Genomic DNA, 22,028 nt, shown 5'->3' on the forward strand with positions numbered 1-22,028 from the left:
CCGTAGATCCTTCAGGAATCCCGACGAAACGTCAATCTTTTCACGACGGACGCAGCAACCCCACTGGCCTCGTCAGCAACTCAAGAACCAAACCCAGGGTGATCATGAACCCACGGGACTCCCGGTACCGTCCGACAACGGCGTCGGCGGAGGCGGGTAATGCGCGAACATCATGCCGCCTGCCCGCGCCACACAAACCTCACGCCGAGCGACCCCGGTGATCGCGGATCGGTGACGCTGGAACTCGTCATCTTCGCCCCCGCGTTGATCATCATGCTGCTGTTCGTCATCGCCGCGGGACGCGTCGCCCAAGCCCACCAAGCAGTGGAGGCCGCCGCACGAGACGCCGCCCGCCAAGCCAGCATCGCCCGCGACCCGGCCACCGCGCAGACGAGCGCGACCAGCAGCGCCCGAGCAGCGCTAACCCGCGAAGGGCTGAACTGTCCCGCGCACGTCAGCGTGGACACCGCCGGGTTCGCCCGCCCCGTCGGAGCCGCAGCCACCGTCACCGCTCACGTGACGTGCACCGTCCAACTCGCCGACGTTTCTCTGGCAGGGGTCCCTTCGACCACCGTGAGGTCGCGTTTCACCAGTCCGGTCGACCCATATCGTGGACGGCAACCATGAGGCGGAGCATCCTGACCCCCGCGCGGGAACTCCGAACCCATGACGACGGGACGATCAGCCTGCTCGTCATCGTGTTCTTCCTTGCCCTGCTGGCCGCTGCGGGACTCGTCGTCGACGGCGGCATCAAACTCCGTGCCGCCCGCGAAGCCTCCGCCGTGGCCGAGGAGGCTGCCCGTGCCGGCGTGGGACGAATCGACCGCGACCGCGCCTACACCCAGGGCGGCCGATTCGTCGTCGACCGAACAACCGCAGTGGGCGCCGCTCGTGCGTACCTGACGAGCAGCGGCAACATCGGATCGGTCAGCATCATCAGCGGTCAGCAGATTCGGGTCACCGTCACCATCAGCGAACCCACCCTCCTACTTTCGGCCATAGGCATCAACGAACTCCACGTGACCAAGACCGCCACCGCCGACCTCCTCCAAGGCGTCGAACGGGAGGACCGTGGGTTCTAGATTCATGAAGGCGTTGATGGCCCGAACCCAAAGGGTCGGCATCTTCAAGGATGGGCTTTGAGGGTTGCTGAGTTCTGTGCACGTGTGAGGTCACACCTCGCCTTCGTCCACGCGGACTAGCTCGCGGCGCCCCATCGACAGCAGATAGTGCACCAACTTCGCGGTCTCCTGCCCGTGGGAGATAGTCACCAACGCCGAGTCCATTGTTTCCAGTATGGTCCCACTACGCCGTTCGGTGACCTCCCGCTCCCGGATATGCGCCGCGCGCTGGTTCACCGCCGACACCATCTGATGGAGCAACTCAACGTTGCGCGCCAGCAACTCCAGCGCGCTCACGATCTCCGGCAATGGCGCGTCGTCCACGCTGCCGCGCAAGCGTTTCATCGCGTGCTGGGCCTGGCCAGCTAGGTCGTCCAGAACCCTCAGCATGCCGCTCGTCTGTTCCGGCGGAGCCTGCTCCTGCGACGGCACCTGCTCTGGCGGAGACTGCTTAGGGATCACGCCGAGCCTCCCTTTCCCGGCTGCTGGCTGATCTGTGGGTCAATAGGCTCGGTGGCCAGGGTCGCGGGGCGGGGCGTGAGTCCGGCCCGGCGGTCGCGGATGGCCTCGTCCTTGGGGTCGCGCGTGATCAGTCGCGCCACACCGGGCGTGGTCAGCAGCGCCCACGAGGCCACGACCGTCGCAGTCAGCGCGAGCAGTGGGTCGATCAGTGCGGGCGGGGACTCCGCGCACGGAACGGCGGGCGGTTGGGTGGGCGGTTCGGCATCCGGGCAGGGGATGAGGACCGTGGCCATTCCGGTGGTGGCCAGCGGACCGAATTCCTGCAGGACAAGCCGGGCTTCGCTGCGTGTCCAGCCTTGCTGGGTCATTTCGTTGCGGGCGACGACGCAGTTATCGGCCCAAAACGTCAGCCACGTGCCTTCCAGCGTGGGGCCCCAGTGGGCGGCGATCAACGGGACGCCGAGATTGTCGTAGCCGATGCCGCTGGCCCACCGCAGGAGGCCGGACGTGGCGGGCGGTGCGGCGACCGGGCTCCACGCTCGGTGAACGTCCGAGCCGGCACCGCTGGAGGTGAACTCGACCATGCGGGCGCCGAGGGTGACGGCGGTGGTGGTGGCCGCCTCATCCAGGCCGTACAGGTGAGCGTCGGAGATGCGCGCCGCTTCGTCGGTCGCCAGCGCCTTGGGGCGCCGACTGGCGGGGAGGGCGGTGATGGTCGGCGGGGCGGTGAGCCATCCGGAGAATTCCTGCTCGCCGGCCCAGTGTGCTTCGCCATAGCGGACGATGAAATGGTGTGTCGCGCGGCGCAGGCGGTACAGGTGGCGAATCCGCGCGGTGGGGTCGGTGGAGGCGAACGGGTCAACGTCGAGGGGGGACTTGATCATGTGGAATGGGTCTCTGGTTTGGAGTTGGGTGGGTCGGGGCGGCGCTATCCGCCGATGGTGACTCGGCCCAGACGGCGCAGTGGTTGAGGCCCATCACCTGGCTGGGGTAAACGCGGTCGCCGAACAGGCCGACCATGCCGGCGGAAGGGTCGCCGCGCAGGTCCTGGCCGGGCCCGGTGTTGGACACCAGTGCCGGAGCGACGGTGTCGAGTGCCCAGGTGGCGGCGGTACTGACCGACCGCTTGCCAGCACGAGGTCGACGACGTTGCGGCTGTTTGTCAGCGTGTGGCCGCAGTCGAGAGCCACGTGGGTGATGGAGCCGCCGCGTGCGTAGGAACGCCATCGGTATGGGTGATCCTCCGGGTCGGCGCCGTCGTGGGGGCCGCTGTGCGGGTTCGATGGCATGGCGGGGATCAGAGGTCGACGGTGAGGCTGACGCGGTGGTGGTCGGAGTCGGGCCGGTCCGGGTCGGGGAAGGGGTGGACGCGGTAGGAGTCGGGGACCATGGCTTTGGCCATGGGGTCGTTGAGGAGGATGGCGTCCAGCGCGATCGGCTGGCGGCCGTTGGGGCGCTCGATCTGGGTGGGGGTGAAGTCGCCCGCCAGTTCGGCGGCGTGGTGGAACCCGACGCCGCCGACGCGCCGCCCGGGAAGACGGCGCAGCCAGGCGCGCCGCCGGTCACGTGGTGCGTGCCAGTAGCCGATCAGGTAGTCCAGGGCGCGGCTGTCGTAGCGGTGCGGTCCGGCTTGGGCGAGGCCGTGCTGGAACAGGACCCGCCAGGCGAGCTGGCGCGGGCCGTGTACGCCGGGGGTGTTCAGGTCGGCTGGCTCGAAATGCGGCCCGGATGGGACCGCGTTCCAGTCGGCCAGGATCGCGCATGGGATCGCCGGGTCGGCGAACCGGTCGAAGGTGCGGGCGTCTTCCAGCCGCATGGTCGGGGAGTGGATGTCTCCGTGCCAGGCGATGACCCGCATGAGTGGCTCGTCGCGGTCGGGGAGGGTGAATTCGAGCAGGTTGCGGTTGCGCGCGTCGAAGTCGGGCAGCCGGTGGTCGTAGAACTGGCGCACGACGATCGTGTCGGGGTTGGTGAAGATGACCGGGGCGAACATGCCGTCGCGGGGCAGCGAGCAGCAGTGCGGGATGTAGGAGGGGCCGCGCGCGTCGCGCATCGCCGCCGCGGCACCCCACGCGCCCTTGCGGCCGAGGAGTTCGTAGCGGACGCCCTCGCCGAGTACCAGGATGTCGGGCCAGTCGTCGCGCATGACGCGGACCAGGCCGGTGTAGTCGCAGGGTCCTTCGGCGTCCCCGGTGTAGTTGCCGCCAGGCCGTCCGCCGTGTTCGAAGTTGAAGTAACTGAGCCGAACCTCAGTCATGCGCTGTACCTCGCAATTCAGGGAACGGACCGACGCGGGCACGACGGCGGCCCGGTGGCGTGACGCGTGGAGCTCGCCCGGCCGCAGACCACAGGTCCTGACCGTGTGACGGGGGCCGACGGACTCGACACGGTTCAGGTGTCCGCAGCCGGGCGAGGATCAGCGGGTTCGGGGATGATCAGCGAGCGGCGCGGGCGAGGGTGGTGACCAGACCACCTGCGTCAGCGACGGTTCCGACCCCGGATGGCAGGTCATAGCCCTGCCTGGCCGAGAAGCCGGGCACGCCGTTGGCGGTGTTGCTGCCGGTGGTCAGGTCGTACAGTCCGTGCCGGGGTGAGCCGGGCGCGGCGTACAGCGCCCGGTGGATGTCGCCGAGCGGCCGCCCGGCCTGCTGTGCGGCGAGCGCGACGATCCCCGCGAGCTTGGGAGCGGCGATCGAGGTCCCGGCGACCCGCAGCCACCCAGGCTTTTGACCGGGCAGCGGGTTGTAGCCGCCGCTGTAGTACCACTCGCGGGCCTGCCCCGAGGCGTTCAGCGCGAAGTCGACGACGCCGCGGCGGTCACCGACGACACCGGCGACGCGGCGCTGGAAGGCCGGGCGGGGGAAGACCGCCGACAGGCCGGCCCCGGTGGCGTGCCCGCTCTCGTCACCCCACACCTCGTCCGGTTGGGTGCGGCGGCCGTGGTCATCGAGATGGACACGGGTGCCGCCGACCCCGACGACCAGCGGGTCGGACGCGGGCCAGGCCACGGTGGGATGCGGATAGAAGGCCGTCCCGGCCAGGTTGGGTCCGGTGGGGCCGGTGTTGCCGGACGCGGCGATCAGCGTCGTCCCGCGCCGGTACGCCGCCCGGAGAGGACCGCGCAGGCCGGTGAGCAGCCGGTAATCGCCAGTGCGTCCGGCCTGCTCGGGGAAGTGCGCTTCGTAGGCGCCCCACGACATGGTGACGGCGTCGACCTTGCGATGCCGGATCACCCACCCGATCGCGTCGATCAGCTCGCGCAGCCCTTTGGTGCCGCCGGAGGGGATGCGGGGTGTCTCCACCACGATGATCTTCGCGCCGGGCGCGGTGGCGTGCACGGCCTGCACGTCCACGGTGGCTTCGGCGGCGCACAGCGCCTGTTCCGGGTTGTCGGGGTCGGCGGTCGGCACCTCGCCGTATTGCAGCACCTCCACCTCGGCCGGTGGGAGGCCCCAGTGCCGGGAGTAGACGGCCACGTCGCGGCGAATGTGGGGGTTGTGCGCGCAGATCGGGATGACGACGGTGCGGCCCGCGCCGACCAGGCCGCGGCGGTGCAGCCGGTCGATACCGTACGCCACGTTGATCTGCGACGGCCCGTAGCAGCCGGGGGAGCCGTAGACCTGCTGGCACTGCGAGGGCGGCACCGGCTCGACCGGCGTCCCGGCGGCGCCAGCGGAGGAGCGAGTGCGGGAGGAGGCCGGGTCGGGGGCGACATCCAGCGTCAGCCGGAGACCACCGACGGCGAGCTGCTGCCAGGCGGCGACCGGGTAGGCGTTCGTGGGGGTGGCGTCCGGGTCGGCGACCGACTGGATGAGGGGTGCAGCGATCACGCCGGTGGTCAGGACGGCGGCGGTGGCCAAGCTCAAGCGCCGTTTGGGGGTTGAGATTATGGACACGATGATCTTTCTGGGTTGGAGGGATCCGGTCAACCGGGGCACTTGAGGTGCGCCGGAGTCATCGGGACGGGCGCACTACGTTTTGCGGGCGACGCCGCAGAACTGGAGTACGGCAGGCTCCGGGGGCCACGGTTCGGGACGCCACTGGGAGCACGACACGACGCCGGGTTCCAGCAGTTGCAGGCCGTCAAAGAAGTCGGTGATCTGCTGTGGGGTGCGGGTACGGACGGAGGTGCCGCCCATGTTCACCACGAGCTGCATGGCCCGATGCAGGCGTTCGCCGTGCAGTTCGGCTGTGGGATGGGCGATGGCCACGTGGCTGCCCGGAGCCAGGGCGGCGACCAGCCGCGTCACGGTCGCGTGCGCTTCGGTGTCCTCTTCGAGGTGGTTCAGGATGTCCAGCAGCATCAACCCGACCGGCTCGCCGAAGTCGAGCGTCCGCGCGGCCTCGCGCAGGATGGTGTCGACGTCGCGGGCGTCGGAGTCGACGTAGTCGCAGAGCCCTTCAGGGGTGCTCTTGAGCAGCGCCCTGGCGTGTGCGAGGACGAGAGGGTCTTTGTCGACGTAGACGATGCGGGCGTTCGGTGCGATGCGCTGCGCGATCTCGTGGGTGTTGTCGTGCGTTGGCAGGCCGATGCCGATGTCGAGGAACTGGCGGACTCCCACATCGTCGGCCAGGTACCAGATGGCGCGACTGAGGAATGCACGGTCGTGCCGGGCCGCCGGAACGATCTCGGGCAGGACCTCGGCGACCTGCTCGCCGGCCTCACGGTCGACGTCGTAGTGGTCCTTGCCGTCCAGCCAGTAATTCCAGATGCGCGCGAAGTGCGGCACCTCGAAATTGATCGTGTTCGCCTGGCATTCGGTGACGGGCTGATCGTGCCGGTCACCGGCGCTTGAGGACACGGCCGTTCTCCCTCGTCGCGGGTATGTCTTGAGCTTGCGCGCGGAAATTGAGCGCCGTGCACGGACGCCACGGTGACACCAGGACCGGAGTCGCACGTCTCGGCTAGGCGGGACGCGGCTAGGCGCGGTCGATGAGCTTCTCCAGCTCGGTCGGAGTGTCCGCGCATACCCAGCCGGTCTTGCCGCGGACTCCGAACCAGCGCCGCCGGAACGGGTCGTAAAGGATGCACCAATGGCCACCGGACGGCCGGCTGAACCTCTCTCGGAGCCGGACGATCTCAATGAACGCGACTAGCTCCAGCTCGTCGTAGTCAGGGAGGTCGGCAGGTCCGGGCCAGGGTGGGGCGGTGTCGGTGCGCCTGGTGTTAGCGCTCATGGTTATCCCGTGGCGACGCCGTGCCCGTCGTTCTCGGTGGTGACCACGTGCGCGATGGCCTGCGCGACCTCGGCGATGGTGTCGCCCTCGATGTCGTCGCCCCAGGAGTAGGCGAAGGTGGGGCAGCCGTCGTCCACGCGGCAGGTGACCTTCTCGTTCAGGACCGAGTCGGTCGGGCTGATCACGGCCAGCGAGGTGTGGATGTCGAGCTTGGTCAGGCGGGTCCGGATGTCCAGGTCGTCCAGCGCGGACGCGAGCTGGTCAAGGAAGTCGTTCTCGGTGCGCTCGGGAGTGCCCGGCTCCGGGTGGGCGGGCTGTGTGGGCGGTGGGGTCTGGTGTGCGGCCTGGCTGGTCATGGTTGGCGTCCTGTCCTCCCGTGCGCAAGGCGCGGGTGATCCGATCGGTTCGGGTAGATGGGTACGGGATGCATTCGGCGGCGGGGATCCGGCGGGGTTGTGCGGTCTCCCACCGCTGCGGCCAAGCTCGTTCCCCGTGCGGGTGTCCTTGTCGTGGGAGGGTCCACGCTCCTGGATGCACTGCTGGACGAACACCGGTACCTCGTTCGACGGGTCGTGAATTGGCTGCTTTCAGCAGATCGCTTTCGCGTCCCGCGCCTCTAGCCGACTATGTTCGACAACTTCCGACATCTGTGATGTCGTGTCGTGACCCGGTCGGCTGCGAAGGTGCATGCTCATGGCGTATGAGACGACCCCTGAGATCCGCGCACGTCTGCGGCACGAACGCCGGGCCCGCGGGTGGGACATTCCGCGTATGGCACACGAATTGCGGGAATGCTCTGACTATCCGCACAAAATGCCGTCCGAGCGCAGCCTCACCCGGTACGTCGAGCGCTGGGAGGACGGGCAGGTCCGGCGGATCACCGAGCGTTACCGAATCCTCTATGCACGAGCGCTGAGCATGAGCCAGGAAGAACTGTTCGAGGACAGCCCCCAGCAGCAGCCGATCCCGGCCCCCACACAGGGCGACGTCGAGGCGATCCGCATGATGCTGAACGCCCTGATGGCCGCTGACCGCCGCTTCGGTGGAAGGCGCATCCGCCAGCAGGCCGACAACTATCTCACCGACGTGGTCGAGCCGATGCTGCGCGGACGAGCACCCGAACCCCTCAAACGGCAGATGTTCGGCGTGGCGACGGAGTTCACCTTGCGAGTGGCCGCGATGTACCTGGATACCGACCAGTTGGACCAGGCACTTGGCCTGCTAGGCAGAGCATCGAGCATGGCCGCAGAAAGCGCAGACATCACGCTGACCGCCTGGGTGCTGTCTCGCCGCGGTGAGCACGAGATGCACCAGGCCGCGCTCACCCCCCGACCAGAACGACGGGCGAACTACGTCCGACAGGCCCTCGCCTACACCGAGGGGGCCGCTGGCGTCGCACGAGCGGCGCCACCCCTCAGCCGCGCATTCTTGACCACCAAGCACGCGCTGGCCTGGTCACTGACGGGTGATAGGGCTCGGACCCAACGCGTCCTCGGTACCGTGTGGACGGCCTACGAGCATGCCGGCGATGCCCCCGAGCCGGAGTGGATGGGCGCCTATGAGTACGGGCATCTTCGCCACGAGGAGGCCCGCTGCTACGCCAACCTCGGCATGGGCCATCAGGCCGTCCACGCGGCCGAGCAGGCCCTCACCGCACGCACTGCCGCGCGGCCACGTGCGTTCACTCTCGGCGTCCTGGCCATCGGTCATGCGCAGACCCTGCAGGTCGAGGCCGCATGCGAGACAGCCCATGAGCTCATTGACCTGGCATCCCAGATTTCATCGCGCCGGGTGTGCATCCGGCTCGGCGAGGTTCTCGACGCGCTCGCCCCTTACGAGGACAACCGGCCCGTCGTCGAACTGCGGGAGGCGGCAGAGCCGGTGTTGCAAGGTTGCGGTCTCTGACAGCGGGGAGCGTCTTACCCATGCCCGCAATGCCGCCCGAAGTCGAGGCTGCTCTTGCCGAGGTGGGTGCCCGCTGCCAGGTTCCTGTTGACGATGCTCGATTGGTGCATCGGCACAGCAACAGCGCGATCGCACTTCCTGCCGCTCAGCTGCTGGTGCGCGTCGCGAGCAATCCCGATGCTTTCAATAGCGTCGTCTCCTCCGTAGCCATCACGCGTTGGCTGGCCCGCCAGGGCTACCCTTGCGTGATCCCTGCCGACGTGGACCCGTTCCTCGTCGTCGCACGAGTGGTCTCGGTCTGGCGACTGTTGGACACAGCCGATGAACCCCCGGCAACCGGTGCCGAACTCGGAGAGTTGCTCCGCGAACTGCACCACCAGCCCAGGCCACCGGTCCAGCTACGAAAACTTTCCGACCCCTTCGAATCAGTGGCGACCGCCATCCGCCAGCACCCAGACGCCATGACCGAAGAAGATCACACCTGGTTGAACGACCACGTGAGGCGGCTGCGGAGTAGTTGGGCTGATCTGAGCCCGGCCTTGCCGACCGGCCTGATCCACGGTGACGCTCACACCAACAACATCATCCGGCTCACGACGGGCCGAGGTGTGCTCGGTGATTGGGACCACGTTGCCCAAGGCCCTCGCGAGTGGGACCTCATCCAAGTGCACTACATGGCCCGCCGATTCGCCCGTCATACGCAAGAGGATCTGGGCCGGTTCACCGCTGCCTATGGCTGGGATGTCAGCGACTGGCCAGGTGCAGAAACCCTCATTCAGATTCGCGAGATCACCGGACTGAGCCCATACATTCGAAAAGCGTCGACCGACGGGCTGATACGCCGCGAGGTCGCGCACCGTGTCGCCTCGCTGCGCCTAGGGGATAAATCCGTCCAATGGCACTCGCCGACTCGCTAGCTGACGGTTGGGCTAAGTGGGGTTGAAGAACCCCTCGATCGGCTTGGTGCGACGGGCCGGGTCTATTTGGTCGACTCCGTCACGAGAACCGGTTCACGCGAGTCCCCTGACCTGGATCTGTTTGCGCCACTGCGTTCCGCCGGTGAGTTCCGACGTGGTTACGCGGCCATCTCCTGGCGGAGGCGGTCGAGGGCCTGTTCAGCATCGGCGTGAATGTCTGGCAGATGTCCCGACGCGGTTCGCAAGATGCGCTGGAGTTGGTGTGGGAGCCGCTGGGCGCTCGCTTCGCGGATGGCCGCCTCCAGGGATTCGCGAGAGCCGGTCCGATCGCCTGCGCGGAGCCGGACGCCGGCGATGGTGACGAACTGGATGACGTGCCACTGGGGGGCGACGGTGGTGGTCGCCGCTGGTGGGTCGTCGGCGAGTCTGATGGCGGTAGCGGCTCGATCCGTGGCGACCAGCCCGCGGAGCCGGATCTCATGCAGGGCGTAGGGGTTGAACAGCGAGGTGTGGTCGGCCTGGTCGAGCAGGGCCTCAGCTTGCCGAATGACGGTGTCGAACAGCGCTCCATCTCCGAGCGCGCCCGCCGCGCGAGCGAGCAGGGGAAGGGTCGCTGCGTGGGAGTCGAGCCCTGGCGCCAGCGCCAGAGCGTGCTGGAGGCGCGCAACGGCGGCCCCGCGCAGGCGTGCCTTGCGCAGTTCGTTGCCGTGCATTCGCAGCACATCGCAGGAGAAGTGCGGGTCTTCGAATTGCAGGGCGATGTTCAGGCTCTTGGCGGTCCAGTGCGCCGCGGTGCTTAAGCGCTCCTCAGGCAAGACGTTACCGAGAGCGACTCCCAGACCAGCGCGTGCACGGGCCAGCAGGTGCATGACCTCCCGCTCGGCGCGGCCGTCCTCGACGCGGGCCTCAAGGCGGGCGACCAGCGGCCAGAGCTCGGCGACGGCCTCGGTGGCGTGGCCGGACTGGCGGGCGATCTCGGCGAGCCGGACGGTGGATTCACCGAACTGGAGCATCGACCGATGGTCGGTGTCGGCGGGGTCGGTGACGCCCAGGATGTGCGGCGGCAGATGGAGATGGTCAGCGACCCTGCGCCGCGAGTTCACGTCGTCCAGCGTGCGCTTGCCGAGTTCGAGGAGCGAAATGTAGGTCTTGTCGTAGCCGAGGTCCTCGCCCAGGGTCGCCTGGTTGATGCCGTGGATGGCACGGTGGAACCGGAGGATCTTGCCTAGGTCGCCGGTGGCTACGATGCGCTGGGCCTGTGGGGTTGCCCAGCGCCACATGGCGTGGGTCGACGAACGGCGCTGTGTGAGGAGGCCCTGGTCGTGGCCTGCCATGGCTGGCTGGTCACCTCCGTTCGCGCCAAGCGGCGATGGATTGCTTGTACCCATCGGGCATCGGCAGTTCCGTCACCTGGTCGGCGGTGAACAGGCCCAGCCGTGAATGCTCGGTGCTCACGATCGGCTGGCGGTCCGGTGTCAGGACCGTGCAGCCGTAGGTGACGATGACGACGCGGCGCTCGGGCATGGTGTCGGGGAGCGGCTGGTAGATCCATACGTCCAGAAGCGGCCCGGCTTTGACGTCCCAGCCGGTCTCTTCGGCGATCTCGCGTTCGACCGCTGCCTCGGGGCTGGGATCGGAGGGCTCCAGACGACCGCCGGGCAGTTCCCACTCATCGCGCTCGTTCTTTAGCAGCGCCACCCGGTCACGGGCGTCGAGGGCAACGCCTTTGACGGACACGGGCCAGGTCGGGGGCGTGTATGCCATGACGGTCCTCGTTGGTCGGAGTCCAGTCGGGTCGCCTCGCGCAGGTTGGTGCGCGAGCGGCTGTCGGCCGGGTTTTCCGGACCGTAGCACTCGGGGACGGCGCCAGCCATGGCATGGCGGGTGCGCCGGGGTCGACAATCTGTCGCTTTACCGGGCGACCTCGTTGGACCAACAGTGAGAGCGGGCCATCCAGCAAAGGAGGCACGCGATGCACCCAGCCCTCGGCGAGGACCTGGCCAACGACCAGGCGGACGAACCGGACGACGACCTCGATGAGGACGTACTCACTCCTCATTCCGTCAGTTTCGGCACGCCGCAGGTCATCGCTCGGCGGCTGCGCGAGACGGGCTTGATCGTCCTTGATGGGCTGACGTGTCGTTCGGATGTGCTCTCCCTGGCTGAACGCGTCATGGAGGTCACCGCGCACCGTGACAGTGACCCCGATCAGCTGACGACGATCAGCGCACGGCCACCGACCTCGCGGCCTGGCTTCGCCGGGCTCGGTACTGGCGAGCTCGCCCCGCACACCGAGCGATCCGGGATGGTTGTGCCGCCCCGGCTCATGCTCCTGGCGTGCGCGAGAGAAGCCCAAACCGGCGGTGATTGCCGGCTGACCGATGGCCGCCAGATGTACGCCGACCTCGTGGAGCGCCAGCGCGAGGCCGCCGACGTTCTGGCTGAGCCACGTACCGCGTTCTTCGGCGCCGGCGACGGTGCCGGTGGCGGGCACACCACCCAGGTGTTCACCCGCCACCCCGACGGGCGCGTCTCGATACGCCTGCGATTGGACGGCCTGGCCCGCTTCAGCCCGATGGTTCAGCCCTACCTGAAGCATCTGCACGCTGCGGCGATCGGCCGTCAGATCTCGCTCCACCTTCGGGCGGGCCAGGCTTACCTGCTGGACAACAGCCGCTGGCTGCATGCCCGCACCGCGTTCACCGGTGATCGTCTGTGCTGGCGCGCTCTGGGCGATCCGAAGTTCCCGCTTCCCCTCGGATTCCGTCCTGCCCAACGCTCTTCCGCCGCCCCAGACACCGAAACGGCCTGATCGCATGGCTTTCGACACCCCACGCGGCACCACGACCCCGCGCACCCTCGACACTCCTCAAGCGGACGCGACCGCTCCGCCTCCCGGGTGGGATCACCTACGCCAGGCGCGGACCCGGCTCCTGGCGCTGTCGGCAGACCTGGACGACCTTGGCGTGAAGAGCCGGCTTGTCGACAGCGATTCCCGCTCAGGCAGTTCACCCATGGTGCTGCGTTGCTGGAAACCGCACATGATGTCCCGAGTCCGGGAGGTCGGGTGCGTTCCCGGCGGGCACGGACGCTCCTGGGAGTTCCAGCACCTGTTGCCCGCCGGAAGGGCGATCGGTGACGCAACCAACGCGCTCAACCCCGGCCAGGCGACCGAGGCAGCGCGGGTCGTCAAAGCCGACCTGGAGGTGAGCACATGATCGTCCACGACACTGATCCGGCCCCGACCGGCCAGTCCTCACCAGCGCTGCTCAGGCGCCCGATGTCTCGCGCCGAAGCCTTCGCACGGTCGGCACGAACCATCTGATCAGGCTCTGGGCCGCTCTCGCCGCTGGGCGGTGACGCGGCGAGCGTCACGGCCCACCCTCAGGCGAGACGTCCCTATGACCACGCCACGACCTTCCGGTATCCGCCCAGGTTGCCGGGCCGATGCGAGCCGACACAGTCACCTAGCACCACAGCGCCAGGACCCGAGCGGGTCCCGGAACCCCGCACCGCCCGTCATTACCAAAGGAGGTATGGATGACCGCCGTTCACTCCGAACAGCCGGTTACTCCCACGCAGCCGACCAACGTCGCCGACAGCGACGACCCGTTCCACCTCGACATCACCTTCATCGAGAACACCCCGGCGACCGAGGCGGTGCTGATGTGCAGCACCGGCGACAACTGCGGCAGCTCCTGCCCGAGCGCCTGCACCACCTCGTAGCCCCCGTCAGTCCGGCAGGGCGGGCCGGACGGTTCCGTCCGGCCCGCCGCGTGCCCGCCAAGAAACGGAGTGCGGGTGATGACCAGACCACGACACAGCCTCTACCAGGGCATCGGCCACGGGATGCTGCGAGCTGCGGTGAACCTCACTGGCCCGGACCTTCCGCCCTGGCCTGGGCATGCCGCTGCGAGCGAGCAGTGGCGTTCGTGGCTGGCCGCGGTGTGGGCCGATGATGCCTTTCGCGAAGCGGTCGCCAGCGCCAGCACGGATCTGGACCGCCAGGTGCAAGCGATCCTGGATGGGCGGCCGCGGAAAGCACACCGGGTGCGGCGGGCGGCCCTGGCCACCGCCCGTTACGCGATCAGGTACTCGCGTCGCTCCACCCCGTTCGGGCTGTTCGCGGGCGTCGCACTAGTCGAGTTCGGCGACCTGGTCGAGGCGCGGTTCGGAGACAGACACCGGGTCGTCACCCGGCCGGACCCGGTGGCGCTCGACGAGGCGATCAGTGCCTGGGAGACCGACAAGGAGCAGATGGCCGACGTGGACGTGTGCGTCAACAACCTCGCGAGTCAGCAAAGCGGACGCGTCGACATCCCAGCCGAGGGCGCGGCGGAGTTCTCGGTCGCGCTGACACCCGCAGTCGCGCTAGTGCTCGACGCGGCCCGCGCCCCGATCCGATACGCGGCCCTAGTGGACAAACTCGCCGCCGAGTTCCCGAACACGACCGAAAACCTCCGGGCACGGCTGCTCGCGGAGCTGTTGCGGGTGCGGCTACTGCGATCCTCACTTCGCGCGCCCGCCACCGTCGTCGACCCCACCGGAGTGCTGCCGCCCGCGCTGCGCGGGCAGCTCCGCAGCCGCCAGGCGGCGTCAGATCTGCGGCTGGACGCCACGGTACGGTTGCCCACGTCGATCCTGACGGAAGCGGATACGGCCGCGACGGCCCTGACCCGGCTCGCCGCCCATCGGGCGGGGATCCCGGCCTGGCGCCGCTACGCCGAGCAGTTCACCGATCGCTACGGCGAAGGCGCCGAGATGCCGTTGGAGCTGCTGATCGACACCGAGCGGGGCCTGGGCTTCCCGGACGGTTTCGGCCACGTGTCCGAGCCGCCGCGCGCGATGACCCACCGGGACCGGCTCCTGCTGGAACTGGCCGGTACCGCGGCCCTCGAAGGCAACAGATCGGTGGTCTTGTCGGAGGCGATGATCGAGCAGCTGGAGACCGCGGCAGGCAAACCCGCGCTCGTCCCGCCCCACATCGAAGTATGCGTCGGGGTCGAAGCCCGCTCGACCCGGGCGATCGACCGCGGGGACTTCCGTCTTCGGATCTCCACCGTCTCCCGCGCGGCCGGCTCGATGACCGGCCGATTCTGGCACCTGTTCCCCGACGCCGCCGCCTCCTATGCCGATCTCCCCACCGTCGAGCCCGACGCGGAGCTTGCCCAGCTGTCCTTCCATGCCGCCCGCGTCCCGGCCGACCTGCTCACCCGTGCCCCGCAGGCACTGCCCCGGCTGGTCAGCGTCGGCGAGTTCCGGCAGCGTGGCCACGAGGTGCTGTTCCCACGCGATCTGACCGTCGGCATCCGCGACGGGCGCCTCTACCTCGCCGAGGCCGCCACTGGCACGCGCCTGGAACTGCTCGCCCCAACCGCGATCAACTTCCTGTGGAACAACCACACCCCACCCCTGGCGCGGTTCCTGGCCGAGATCAGCCGAGCCTCAACAGCGCAAGTGACCTGGTTCGACTGGGGCGTGGCCTGGACCTTGCCGTTCACCCCCGCCCTGCACTACCGGCGTTCGATCTTGGTGCCCGCGCGATGGAAACTCCCGGCCCGGTACCTGCCCCATCGCACCGCGACGCTGGATGAATGGGCCGAGCAACTGCACACGTGGAGGGCACGGTCCGGTGTGCCCGAGCGGGTTCTCCTAACCGAGGACGACCAGCAACTCCCCCTCGATCTGCGCCACGACGTGCACCTGGACCTGCTGCGGGCCTATCTCGATGCCAGCCCGAAGAGCGTCGCGGTGCTGCACGACGCGCCGCCACCGGATGCCGACGGCTGGCTCGGCGGGCGAGCCCACAGCCTCGTCGTCCCCCTCAAGGCACGCTCATGACGGCGCCACCCCTGCCCAGGACGCAGGACCTGGCCCAAGCCGACCTGGGGATGGCGCTACTGCCCATCGAGCACGGCGACCTGGCCGCCGCGCGAAGCCACCTGACCCGCGCGGTCCAGGGCGGCGTCAGCACCGGCAGCAACGCCTCGTTGTTCCACGGCGCCCCGGCGCTGGAGTTCGTGCTGAGCCGCGCCGGACACACCAGCCGCGAAGTGCGCGAGGCTGCCGACCGGGTCGTGGCCGCACGGCTCACCGCCGCGCACCGGCGGCAGGAACAAGGCGTCCTGCCGCGTCTGGCGGAGTTCGACCTCATCCAGGGCCTGACCGGGCTCGGCGCTCTTCTCCTGGCACGCGGTACCGCTTCACCCTTGCTGAAGGAGGTGCTGGCCTATCTGGTCTCCCTGTCACGCCCGGTCCACGCCGACGGCCGGGACCTGCCGGGATGGTGGTCCACCACCGGACCCGCCGAAGAAGAGATGGACGGCGGACACGGCAACAACGGCGTCGCCCACGGCATCGCCGGCCCCCTCGCGATGCTGGCTCTCGCCGCCCAGCACGACATCACGGTGCCGGGCCAGCTAGACGCCATCGCCACGTACGCGCGCTGGTTGGACACCTACGGCGGCTGCTACTGGATCACCCGCGACCAGGTGTCGGCCCTCGACCCGCCCGCGTCCGTGCCCGCACGCCCGTCCTGGTGCTACGGCCAGATCGGCGTCGCCCGCGCCCAGCAGCTCGCCGCCATCGCCCTGGGCGATGCCGCGCGTCAACGCGCGGCCGAGAACACGATCGCGCGCACGCTGTCCGACCCCGGCCTCCTCGACCGGATCACCGACGCCTCGCTCTGCCACGGCTGGGCCGGTCTTCTGACCGTCACCCGCGCCGTCGCCGCCGACACCAGCGCCGCAAGCCGGTTCACCTCGCTGATCGACGACCTGACCAGGCGCCTGACCACCGACCTGGAACGGCTGCCCACCCCCGGATTCATGGAAGGCCGCACTGGTGCCCAGCTGGCCCTGGACGGCACCAACACCACCAACTGGACCCGCGCCCTGCTGATCACCTGACCCACCCGGCCAGCCCTCGCGGACAAGGAGCGAGCACGACCATGAACATCGACGACGAGGTCCTTCCGAAAGCGGCCGAGACCGGCTGGTGGCACGCCACCATGACCTTCCCCGGCGGCACCGGGATCAGCCCACAAGCCGCCCAGCAGCTCTCGCGCGGCCTGAAGGACCAGCGGTTCCACTTCCTGCGCAAAGGCGGCGAGCTGCGGCTGCGCACCCAGCGGCCCGTAGCCGACCTGCTCGACAGTCTGGTCGCCGACCAGCGGGCCAGCGGCTGGACCGGCAGCGTCTATGAGCCGGAGACCGAAGCCTTCGGCGGACCCGAAGGCATGGACATCGCACATGAAGTGTTCTGCGCCGACAGCCCCGCCGCGCTGGCCGAGACCGGCAGCCCCCACGCCAGAGAACGCTGCGTCCTGCTGCTGTCGGCCATGATCCGGGCGGCCGGGCTGGACCCGTTCGAGACCGGAGACGTGTGGGCGAAGATCGGCGCCCTGCGCCCGCCCGTCACCCCGCCCACCGGCCCCGGCCGCGACCGGGCCATCGCAGCCATACGCCGACTGACAACCGCCGACGCCGCCCAGCGACCAAACGCCGAGCCCGGCTGGGCCGAACGCGTCGCCGCGTTCGAGAACGCCGGTCACCAGCTGAGGCAGCAGGACGCCACCGGGCGCCTGACCCGAGGCCTGCGCGCGATCCTGGCCCATCACGCGATCTTCGCCTTCAACCGCGCCGCAGTACCCGCACACCAGCAGGCCGCCACCGCCTGGCTCGGACACCACATCGCCTTCGCCGAAGCAGAGCACCCCGCCGTGTCCGCCCAGCAGGACACCTCCACGGCCCCTAGCCTCACCCGAATGGAGAAGACCCTGACCCCCGCCGACCCTGCTGACCTGCGCGAAGCCCTCGTGAACCGCCTCATCCACAGCGGTCACCTACGCACCCCCGAGGTTATCGCCGCCTTCGGGGACACCGAGCGCCACCGCTTCCTGCCCGGCATCAACGCACCGACCGCGTACGCCGAAGACGCCATCCCCATCAAGCACGACGAGGCCGGCGAGATGATCTCCTGCATCTCCGCGCCCTCGATCGTGGCCACCCAACTGGAGCAACTGGACACCCGCCCCGGCCACAAGGTCCTCGAAGCGGGCGCGGCCACCGGCTACAACGCGGCCCTCCTCGGCCGGCTCGTCGCGCCCGGCGGCCACGTGTGGACCGTGGACGTCGACCACGACCTCATCGACCGCGCCCGAAGCAACCTCACCCAGGCCGGGGCATCCAACGTCACCGTCGTGCTGGCCGACGGCGCCGCCGGACTTCCCGAGCACGCCCCCTTCGACCGCATCCAGTTCACCGTCGGCGCCGGCGACGTGCCCGTGAAGATCCTCGACCAGCTCACCCCCACCGGACGCTTGATCCTCCCGATGCGCATCCGCGGCAGCATCTCGCGGTCCTTCGCCTTCGAACGCACCCGCGACAACACCTGGGCGACCGTCTCCTGCGAGATGGCCACCTTCGTCCCGCTGCGCAAGGGCGTCTGCGACGACATCTACACCCCCGTCCCCATGGCCGGGGAAGGCAACGTCCGCCTAGAGACCTTCAGCGAACAGAACATCGACCGCGAAGCGCTCCGCACCGCCCTCGACCACGAGCAGACCAAGGTCTACTCCGGCGTGAAGTTCCGCCAGGGCGACCCCTGGCAATGGCTCTACCTGTACCTGGCGTCGGTACTCCCCAACGGCCTATCCCGCATGCCCGGCTCCCGCCCCGGCTTCACCCCGCACTTCGGCTGGGGCTCCATGGCCGCACTCGACGGCGACACCCTGGCCTACCTGACCGTCCGCGAAGGCGCAGACGACCACGGACGATTCTGGGAGATCGGCGCCATCGGCCACGGCTCCCGAGCCACCGACCTCGCCGACCAGGTCACCACCGAAATCCGCGAATGGGACCAAGGCTGGGGCAACTCCGCCCCCGCACCCACCTTCCACATGGCCGTCGGCAACGCCCGCGACCAGCTCACGGCCACCGAACCGCGCTTCATCATCGACAAGCCCCACAGCCGTCTCGTCCTCGACTGGCCCCGCAGGAGCTGAACCGATGGTTCCCGCGATAGCCAGCCGCATCCCGCTGGTCCGCCGCCCCAAGGCACCGGCCTTACCGCTGGACGAGCGCATCGCCCACCTGAACGGGCTCACGGTCGCGCCCGCCAGCGCGGACCACCACGACCTAGTGGCCCGCGCTAGCGCGGTCCTCAACTACGCTGCCCTGATCGCCTCCGACATCGGCATGCCCGACCTGGCCACCGGCCTGTGCCGAAAACAGCACGAGGTCTTCGCCGACGCTGGACACCTCACCGGGGACATCGCCGTGATGGCACTCATGCCCCTGATTAACATCTCCCGGCTCTTGACTCGCCAAGGCGACGGTGAAGCCGCCTACGACGTGCTCACCCGGCTGTACCGCGCCGCCCAGAAACGCAACACAGCCGAGATCCACGGCAACACCATCGACCTCGCCTCATTGACCAGCACAGAAGCCGACCATCGAAGAGTCTGCGAGGAACTGTGGATCACCCTTCTCGTCGACGGCGCCAGGGCGCTGGCACGCATCGGCCGCTGGACCGAAGCCGCCGAAGCCCTAGCCGCACACCGCGGCATCGGCCAACGCCTCCTCGACGGCCGCCAAATCCAGATCATGGCACTAATGGAACGCGGCCTCGACCAGCAAGCCCGCGACACAATCGACTCCGCCACCCCTGCAGAACCCTGGGAGAACACCATCGCGGCCCTCCTACGGGTCTCCTGCAGCGCCCCTCACACGTCAGCGCCCGAGACCGAGCTGGATCTCGCAATGCGGGAGACGCTCAACCTGACCGCACCGCGCGACCCCAGCACAGCCGTATTCCAAGCACGAGTCGGACTAACCGCGCTCGAACTAGCCCGCGACCACACCAACGCTCACCGCATCCTGCCGAAGGCCCTCGCCGACGTGGCCGCACTGGACGCCTACGCCGCCCGCGACGTCCTGAACCATCCCCTCACAAGCGCTAACCTGAGCAGCGATCACCGAAATAGGCTTCAGGCAGTCCTGACTGCATCAGGGCTCGGCGCCGGGAACCTCTCACAGGACCATACGCACGCCCTCACCGAGGCCGTCGAAAAGGCCGCATGCGCCCTGCGCCACCTCCTATAGCCCTCTCTGGCCAGCCGAGCGTGCACGATACAGCGCATCTACCAGGGCACCATTGACATCGCCTCGATCCGCATCTGGCTCCGCGACCAACATGATCACGGATAGCCCTTGGGCCAGGCTGGGGCTGCAACCCTCCAAGGGAGCGCATAGCCACCTCGGTTGGGACGGCACACCAGTAGCCACCCTGTACTTCCAAAACCTGTGCTCCAAAAATGGCTCGGTTTTCGCATGGGCGTGCTCGAAAATGGCCGGATGTTCGACATGGGCAAGTTCGACGCGCTGAACTCGGTGACGAAGTACCCCTCGATCCTCACCTACCACGCCCTCGGGGAGCGTGGGGCGCTGACCGAGGAGCTGACGACGTTCGATGGCTGGGACGGTCCGACGTACCTGACGGAGAAGATCGATGGTACGAACGGCAGGATCGTCCTGCTTCCCGGCTCGGCCGACTACTTCATCGGCTCCCGCGAGGAGCTGCTGTACGCCCGGGGTGACCGTGTCGGTAACCCTGCGCTGGGCATTGTGCAGGCGCTGAAGCCGCTGGCGGAGCGCCTGGTGGACGGCCACCACTCCGACTTCCAGCGGCCGATCGTCACGCTGTACTTGGAGGTCTATGGCGGCAGGATCGGCGCGCAGGCCAAGCAGTACAGCACGAAGGGTGCGGTGGGTTACCGGCTGTTCGACCTCAACTCGGCGGAGATGGAAATCCTGGACTGGGAGCGCCACCGCATCTCCTCGTGGCGTGACGACGGCGGGCAGGAGTTCCTCGACGTCGGTACCCTGCAGTCGGTCGCGGAGCGCTTGAACGTCCCCCGGGTGCCGTACCTGAGCGTGGTCAGCGGTGAGGAGACGCCGAAGGACGTGGAGGGCATGGCGGCCTTCCTGGCCGAGCGCCTTCCCGAGTCCCAGGCGGGTCTGGATGAGACGGCGGGCCGCCGTCCGGAGGGCTTGGTGCTGCGCGACTTCGACCGCTCACGGATCGCCAAGGCCCGCTTCCAGGACTACGAACGCACCTTGAAACGCCGCCAGCAGCGGCGGTGAGCCCGGACCACCGAGCTTGGACACGTCCCGCAGATCTGTTGTCCTACTACCGCGATCCTCGGTGCAGATAAGACCCACGGAACACGCCCTTGTACACGTCAGCCGACATGGTTCCAACACGCTGAGCCATGCTTGTTTGTCAGACTGGGCCACTACCGTCCGTAGTCATCCACGTCCTCACCGAAGAAGGTAGGCAGCAGATGACACCCTCAGCAGCAGCAGCCGAGTTGGCAGTGCTGGCCGAACGGATCGCGAAATTGGCCATCGAGCGTGGCCTGAGGCTGATCCCGGCCACACCTACCACCAGCGGCCCCACCGTCCACCTGGAGCCCGAGGACCTGCCCGTGGACGCGTTCCTGGACCTGGTCGTGGCCGCCGACCAACACCTCGTCTACCTAGAGTCTGAACCCTTCGACCCCGAGGAGTTCTCCGAACTCGACGCGGTGGCCGCCGATATGGAGGCCGACGACGACACCCGCCGCCAAGCGTCGGCGCTGCTCGCCAAGGCCGCCCAGTACACGGGACGACCGATCCGCCTGGAAGCCGCGTTCGTCCTTCAGGGCGTTGTTCACCGCTGGCGCGTCCAAGCCCCATGGTTCGACGCCTTCGAAGAGGAACTGGCCGCGTTCACTCCCTCCGACGAGGAGCCCGGGCAGGAACTATCGGAGGCCGAGGAGAAGGCCCTGGTCGACCGCCTGACCGCAGAACTGGTAGCGCTCCCAGAGTTCCGCGCCGCCAACAGCGAACAAGGCCGCCGTCGCGCGGCCCAGCTCCACTACGCCACAGCCGAGCAAGACGGCACACTCAATGGTGAACATTCGCGGGGCGTGCAGTGGCGAGCAACCGACCGCGCAATCAAGCAGGCGATGGTCGAGGAACAGCGTCACTACGCCGACGCTGAGCAACGCCTCCCCGACTTGGTACAGCGCATCACCGCCGACCCCGCCTACCGGACCGCTCGTACCGCCCAGGCCCGCAAGCACCGTGCCCGCGACTATCTCATCGCCCAGGCCGACGGATACGCACCCCCGGGACGCCTCCTGGATCTGCTCGTGGACGCGTTGGGGACCACCCGGACGACTTCGCCCAGCACCCCCATGCTTCCTTTGCCGGACTGACCGGTTGAGCGAACGCGATCACCCCTAGATGACGCCCTGGACCCTGGCCACTGCGGGAGCTCGGCGTCCTCGACCATCCGGGCCAGCACTCGCACCTTATCGACGGCGGGTTGGCCGGCTCCTTCGACGAGTCCCGACCCCCTGCTCATGCACTGACGTGGCCAGGCGTCCTGCTGGTCGCCG

General features: G+C 68.6%; 22 protein-coding genes. 13 read left to right on the plus strand and 9 right to left on the minus strand.

Going from position 1 to position 22,028, the window contains the following annotated elements:
• The first annotated feature begins 159 nt into the window (after nt 1-159).
• Together ACH34S_RS24360 and ACH34S_RS24365 are read left to right on the plus strand one after the other, a co-directional pair.
• Nucleotides 160-627 carry a TadE/TadG family type IV pilus assembly protein gene (locus ACH34S_RS24360; RefSeq protein ID WP_395955094.1) on the plus strand — a complete coding sequence of 156 codons (468 nt, stop codon included), beginning with the start codon at nt 160-162 and terminating at the stop codon, nt 625-627.
• Entirely contained in the window at nt 624-1,082 is a 459-nt protein-coding gene (locus ACH34S_RS24365; RefSeq protein WP_395955095.1) for a pilus assembly protein TadG-related protein, read from the plus strand. Before ACH34S_RS24360 ends, ACH34S_RS24365 begins: the two co-directional genes overlap by 4 nt.
• Before the next feature lie 90 nt (nt 1,083-1,172).
• Here the strand turns inward: ACH34S_RS24365 and ACH34S_RS24370 are convergent, their stop codons facing one another.
• From ACH34S_RS24370 to ACH34S_RS24400, 7 genes are all read right to left on the minus strand, one after another.
• A complete protein-coding gene (locus ACH34S_RS24370; protein ID WP_395955096.1) occupies nt 1,173-1,583 on the minus strand; it encodes a hypothetical protein in 411 nt (136 codons plus the stop codon).
• Complete coding sequence (locus tag ACH34S_RS24375; RefSeq protein WP_395955097.1) at nt 1,580-2,467, minus strand: hypothetical protein; 888 nt, start codon at nt 2,465-2,467, stop codon at nt 1,580-1,582. The genes ACH34S_RS24370 and ACH34S_RS24375 overlap by 4 nt, the downstream gene beginning before the upstream one ends.
• A 413-nt stretch (nt 2,468-2,880) precedes the next feature.
• A complete protein-coding gene (locus ACH34S_RS24380) occupies nt 2,881-3,840 on the minus strand; it encodes a hypothetical protein (protein ID WP_395955098.1) in 960 nt (319 codons plus the stop codon).
• 178 nt (nt 3,841-4,018) lie between these two features.
• Complete coding sequence (locus ACH34S_RS24385; RefSeq protein WP_395955099.1) at nt 4,019-5,449, minus strand: S8 family serine peptidase; 1,431 nt, start codon at nt 5,447-5,449, stop codon at nt 4,019-4,021.
• A gap of 105 nt (nt 5,450-5,554) precedes the next feature.
• A complete protein-coding gene (locus ACH34S_RS24390) occupies nt 5,555-6,385 on the minus strand; it encodes an SAM-dependent methyltransferase (RefSeq protein ID WP_395955100.1) in 831 nt (276 codons plus the stop codon).
• Nucleotides 6,386-6,503: 118 nt separating this feature from the next.
• Nucleotides 6,504-6,761: a hypothetical protein gene (locus tag ACH34S_RS24395; protein ID WP_395955101.1), complete on the minus strand. Its 258-nt coding sequence runs from the start codon at nt 6,759-6,761 to the stop codon at nt 6,504-6,506.
• A gap of 2 nt (nt 6,762-6,763) precedes the next feature.
• Complete coding sequence (locus ACH34S_RS24400; RefSeq protein WP_395955102.1) at nt 6,764-7,117, minus strand: hypothetical protein; 354 nt, start codon at nt 7,115-7,117, stop codon at nt 6,764-6,766.
• Nucleotides 7,118-7,454: 337 nt separating this feature from the next.
• Between ACH34S_RS24400 and ACH34S_RS24405 the strand changes: the two genes are divergently transcribed.
• Nucleotides 7,455-8,666, plus strand: coding sequence for a hypothetical protein (locus ACH34S_RS24405; RefSeq protein ID WP_395955103.1), 1,212 nt, complete (start codon nt 7,455-7,457; stop codon nt 8,664-8,666).
• 20 nt (nt 8,667-8,686) lie between these two features.
• Nucleotides 8,687-9,583 (plus strand): phosphotransferase family protein, encoded by an 897-nt coding sequence (locus ACH34S_RS24410; protein WP_395955104.1) that lies wholly within the window; start codon nt 8,687-8,689, stop codon nt 9,581-9,583.
• A 158-nt stretch (nt 9,584-9,741) separates the two neighbouring features.
• On the opposite strand, the gene ACH34S_RS24415 is transcribed toward ACH34S_RS24410, so the two are convergent.
• Together ACH34S_RS24415 and ACH34S_RS24420 are read right to left on the minus strand one after the other, a co-directional pair.
• Complete coding sequence (locus tag ACH34S_RS24415) at nt 9,742-10,917, minus strand: helix-turn-helix transcriptional regulator (RefSeq protein WP_395955105.1); 1,176 nt, start codon at nt 10,915-10,917, stop codon at nt 9,742-9,744.
• 10 nt (nt 10,918-10,927) lie between these two features.
• Nucleotides 10,928-11,320 carry an NUDIX domain-containing protein gene (locus ACH34S_RS24420; RefSeq protein ID WP_395955106.1) on the minus strand — a complete coding sequence of 131 codons (393 nt, stop codon included), beginning with the start codon at nt 11,318-11,320 and terminating at the stop codon, nt 10,928-10,930.
• 235 nt (nt 11,321-11,555) lie between these two features.
• Between ACH34S_RS24420 and ACH34S_RS24425 the strand changes: the two genes are divergently transcribed.
• The 9 genes from ACH34S_RS24425 (at nt 11,556) to ACH34S_RS24465 (ending at nt 21,845) form a co-directional block, all read left to right on the plus strand.
• Nucleotides 11,556-12,395, plus strand: a complete 840-nt coding sequence (locus ACH34S_RS24425) for a TauD/TfdA family dioxygenase (protein ID WP_395955107.1) — start codon at nt 11,556-11,558, stop codon at nt 12,393-12,395.
• 4 nt (nt 12,396-12,399) lie between these two features.
• Nucleotides 12,400-12,801, plus strand: a complete 402-nt coding sequence (locus ACH34S_RS24430) for a hypothetical protein (RefSeq protein ID WP_395955108.1) — start codon at nt 12,400-12,402, stop codon at nt 12,799-12,801.
• A gap of 322 nt (nt 12,802-13,123) precedes the next feature.
• Nucleotides 13,124-13,309: an FxLD family lanthipeptide gene (locus tag ACH34S_RS24435; RefSeq protein ID WP_395955109.1), complete on the plus strand. Its 186-nt coding sequence runs from the start codon at nt 13,124-13,126 to the stop codon at nt 13,307-13,309.
• Between the two features lie 78 nt (nt 13,310-13,387).
• Nucleotides 13,388-15,424 carry a lantibiotic dehydratase family protein gene (locus ACH34S_RS24440; RefSeq protein ID WP_395955110.1) on the plus strand — a complete coding sequence of 679 codons (2,037 nt, stop codon included), beginning with the start codon at nt 13,388-13,390 and terminating at the stop codon, nt 15,422-15,424.
• On the plus strand, nt 15,421-16,491 hold the full coding sequence (locus ACH34S_RS24445; protein ID WP_395955111.1) for a lanthionine synthetase C family protein: 1,071 nt from the start codon (nt 15,421-15,423) through the stop codon (nt 16,489-16,491). The genes ACH34S_RS24440 and ACH34S_RS24445 overlap by 4 nt, the downstream gene beginning before the upstream one ends.
• Before the next feature lie 41 nt (nt 16,492-16,532).
• Nucleotides 16,533-18,587, plus strand: a complete 2,055-nt coding sequence (gene fxlM, locus ACH34S_RS24450; protein WP_395955112.1) for a methyltransferase, FxLD system — start codon at nt 16,533-16,535, stop codon at nt 18,585-18,587.
• 4 nt (nt 18,588-18,591) lie between these two features.
• Complete coding sequence (locus ACH34S_RS24455) at nt 18,592-19,686, plus strand: hypothetical protein (RefSeq protein WP_395955113.1); 1,095 nt, start codon at nt 18,592-18,594, stop codon at nt 19,684-19,686.
• A 228-nt stretch (nt 19,687-19,914) separates the two neighbouring features.
• Complete coding sequence (locus tag ACH34S_RS24460) at nt 19,915-20,727, plus strand: RNA ligase family protein (RefSeq protein WP_395955114.1); 813 nt, start codon at nt 19,915-19,917, stop codon at nt 20,725-20,727.
• 227 nt (nt 20,728-20,954) lie between these two features.
• Entirely contained in the window at nt 20,955-21,845 is an 891-nt protein-coding gene (locus ACH34S_RS24465) for a hypothetical protein (protein ID WP_395955115.1), read from the plus strand.
• Nucleotides 21,846-22,028: the final 183 nt, after the last annotated feature.

The organism is Actinomadura sp. 3N508 (assembly GCF_044326375.1).
Classification (GTDB): Bacteria; Actinomycetota; Actinomycetes; order Streptosporangiales; family Streptosporangiaceae; genus Spirillospora.